Source organism: Hamadaea tsunoensis DSM 44101 (genome assembly GCF_000428945.1).
GTDB lineage: Bacteria > Actinomycetota > Actinomycetes > Mycobacteriales > Micromonosporaceae > Hamadaea > Hamadaea tsunoensis.
Map to the genome: position 1 here is coordinate 130,005 of NZ_AUAX01000027.1, position 862 is coordinate 130,866.

Here is an 862-nt window from a genome sequence, read left to right on the forward strand (position 1 = left end):
CGCTCCGTACGCTCACCGCCACCGCGGAAGCCACCAGTACCACCGGTGCCGCCGTCGCGACGCGGACCACGGTCGCCATAGGACGGACGGTCACCACCGGAGCGGAAGCCACCGCCCTCACGACGGTCGCCGGTCTCGCGGCGCGGGCCACGGTCGCCGTAGGATCCGCGCTCGGTGGAGTCCCGGCGGTCCCCGAAGTCACGCCGCGGTCCGCGGTCGCCATAGGACGGACGCTCGCCCTGGTCACGGCGGGGCGCCCGGTCACCGGTGGAGCCACTGCGGAAGCCGCCGTCCCGGCGGTCGCTCGTGCTCCCCCGCTGCTCTCGGTCGCCGTATCGGCGCTCACCCGTGGGCCGGCCGCCCGTACGGTCGGAGTCGCGCCGGCCCGAGCCGTCGCGCTTGTCGGCGCTGCCGTAGCGCGGATTGTCATTAGCAGACGAGGTCACGAGCTATATCCTTCCATCACCGCGGGCGATTTCCGCGGCATAAACGCAGTTGAGGGCCGACCCGGGTAGGGCGGCCCTCAACTGGAAAGTTTGTCCGGCGGTGTCCTACTCTCCCACACCGTCCCCGGTGCAGTACCATCGGCGCTGGAGGGCTTAGCTTCCGGGTTCGGAATGTGACCGGGCGTTTCCCCTCCGCCATGACCGCCGTAACACTATCAACATGTCAAACCACCCTGAACACACCGATCCGAGATCGGGTCGGGGCTGTTTGTATGCCGTGATGTGAAAAGTGGACGCGAGACATCAAAGTCGTTTGAAGTTAGTTAAGTCCTCGGCCTATTAGTACCGGTCGACTGAACCCGTTACCGGGCTTACATCTCCGGCCTATCAACCCAGTCGTCTATCTGGGGGCCTTA

General features: G+C 66.6%; 2 rRNA genes and 1 pseudogene. All 3 read right to left on the minus strand.

Annotated features, from left to right (window positions below):
* Positions 1-446, minus strand: a pseudogene (locus G401_RS58805) (hypothetical protein); the annotation flags it as partial.
* Between the two features lie 92 nt (positions 447-538).
* Positions 539-655, minus strand: a 5S ribosomal RNA gene (rrf, locus tag G401_RS0131665).
* 110 nt (positions 656-765) lie between these two features.
* Positions 766-862 (minus strand): 23S ribosomal RNA (locus tag G401_RS0131670); the annotation flags it as partial.